Origin of the sequence: Dolichospermum sp. LEGE 00246 (genome assembly GCF_015207865.1) — a bacterium.
Lineage (GTDB): Bacteria > Cyanobacteriota > Cyanobacteriia > Cyanobacteriales > Nostocaceae > Dolichospermum > Dolichospermum heterosporum.
Genome location: NZ_JADEWA010000644.1, coordinates 1 through 2,177 on the forward strand (window position 1 = coordinate 1; position 2,177 = coordinate 2,177).

3 protein-coding genes are annotated in these 2,177 nt (G+C 35.3%); all 3 read left to right on the forward strand.

The genetic code is table 11. The features are described 5' to 3' along the window. Nucleotides 1–290 (forward strand): serine hydrolase (locus IQ228_RS25030; RefSeq protein WP_193964846.1); only part of this gene is annotated, 290 nt, incomplete at its 5' end. Nucleotides 291–293: 3 nt separating this feature from the next. Continuing rightward, nucleotides 294–1,766: a VWA domain-containing protein gene (locus IQ228_RS25035; RefSeq protein ID WP_193964848.1), complete on the forward strand. Its 1,473-nt coding sequence runs from the start codon at nt 294–296 to the stop codon at nt 1,764–1,766. Continuing rightward, the gene (locus tag IQ228_RS25040; RefSeq protein WP_027400835.1) at nt 1,759–2,142 is read left to right on the forward strand and encodes a hypothetical protein; all 384 of its coding nucleotides are present in this window, start codon (nt 1,759–1,761) and stop codon (nt 2,140–2,142) included. Before IQ228_RS25035 ends, IQ228_RS25040 begins: the two co-directional genes overlap by 8 nt. Nucleotides 2,143–2,177 lie beyond the last annotated feature (35 nt).

Consider the following 2,177-nt stretch of genomic DNA (forward strand, 5'->3'; position numbering starts at 1 on the left):
GAGATTTATCACCAGTAGCTTGGAAAAATAAAGAATTTAATGCTATTGAGGGTTTTTTAGGTGAAAAACTACCTCAAAATATCAAATTTTATTCAAAAATGGGCTGGAACTCCAAAACTCGTAATGATGCGGCTATTATAGTTAGTCCTGATGAAAAATCTAAATATATATTAGTTGTTTTCGGAGATGATCCAAGTTTTTATAAAGATAAAACGTTGTTTCCGGAAATATCACGTATGGTTTACGACAGGATGACTGACAAAGCTAATGGAATATCTAAATTTAATTAAAAAATGAGAAACTTTAACCTATTTAACCGCTTTAAAAACAACAAACCCCTACTATTTGGATTATACGGTGCTAGTGGATGTCTGACAGCCGCAATCCTATTAGGAGAACCATTTTTAGCCTTAACCAAAGCTAAACCAAACCCATCCGTCCCCGTCACTCCCCAAGCCATAGTTTTATTAGTTGACGCATCCTCAAGTATGAGTGATGGAAAATTAACAGAAGTCAAAACAGCAGCCAGCAAATTTATAGAACGTCGTGACTTACAAAAAGATCAACTAGCAGTAGTCAGTTTTGGACTAGAAATTAAAACCGCTACCCCACTCACAAAGGACGCTAACACCTTAAAAAATGCCATTGATACTCTATCAGAAAATGGGAGTACACCAATGGCTGAAGGTATCAACGCAGCCATTGGAGAATTACAAACAACTGCATTAAATCGCAATATCATCTTATTTACTGACGGTGTCCCAAATGATCCGGATTTTGCTTATAGTTCAGCCCTAGCTGCCAGAAACATGGGAGTAAAACTAATTTCAGTTGCTACAGGGGATGCAGATATAAATTATTTAACTCAAATTACAGGCAATGGCTCATTAGTATTTTATGCTAATTCCGGTCAATTTGAGCAAGCCTTTCGCAACGCAGAAGCTGCAATTTATAAACAATTAGTTGAATCGGATTCCAGCGAAAACTACACCATCACCTATTTAGTATTACGCATGGGTGGTTGGACAGCATTTTTAGCTATGGGAATATACCTAGCTTTAATTATGGGACAAAACCGCTATATGCGCCTTCCCTTATTAACAACAAATAAAGGTATTATTAGTATTTGTGGTAGTCTGGCTGCGGGAATGATAGCAGGTGCAACCGGACAAATTGTATTTTTACCTCTCTCTAATATAGCTGTTTTAGAAATAATTGGCAGAATTGCCGGCTGGGTAATTGTCGGTGCATTAGTAGGAGTAGGAACTAGGTTTTTTGTTCCCAATTTAAAACTAAAAAATGCTTTATTAGGTGGAACAATTGGGGGAGGAATTGGTGGTAGTGGTTTCTTAATTACAGCCAGTATTTTCGGCGATGTTTTGGGGCGTTTATCCGGTACGTCTATTATAGGATTTTTCACTGGTTTAATGATAGCTTGGATAGAACAAAAGCAGTTAGAATCACAACCCTATTTATTAGTAAATTGGACTGCAACGGAACAAACCACATATTTATTAGGGACAAAGCCAATTTTAATTGGTAGTTCCTTAAATGTAGAAATTCCCTTAAATGCCTCCGATGGATTTACACCGATTACTGCTAAAATTTTTAAAGAAGGAGAAAACATTATTATGCAATTTGATCAAGAATATGCAATTATAAAAAACATGAAAAAAACCAGTCAAGATTTAAAAGTCGGTGATACCCGGAAATTAGGACAAATCACTATAGAAGTTAAAGATAAAACTGTTACCAAAAATGGTTAAATATACATTTAATCTCCAAGTTAAAAACTCCCCAGATCAATATACTTACACCTTAGATTTAACCCCAAATCAAGAAGATATGCCAGAACAGATTTTTACCCCCGCTATCAAAGAAGATATCCGCACAACCTTACAAAATCTCAGCCTCTCAGCAATTAAAGATCATCAACTCAACAACATTATTCAAACTTGGGTAGAGGATATTAGAGAAGGCTATAGATTTAGTTCTCTGACTCTTAATTTGCGGTTATTAATAGAGGAAAATATTGATAAACTCCAGGAAACAGGAAATCAGGAAATACCGAAAATAATTGATCCAGATTTATCAAATATAGAACCTGAATTTGGTATGCTTCCCCCCTTAAATTTTATTTAATTATTTAATTATAGCGGTATGCACTTGAATGAGAT

What these genes read in the sequence shown, in the direction of transcription:
- IQ228_RS25035 (WP_193964848.1), top strand. Translation starts at nt 294, where the DNA reads ATGAGAAACTTTAACCTATTTAACCGCTTTAAAAACAACAAACCCCTA.
- IQ228_RS25040 (WP_027400835.1), top strand. Translation starts at nt 1,759, where the DNA reads ATGGTTAAATATACATTTAATCTCCAAGTTAAAAACTCCCCAGATCAA.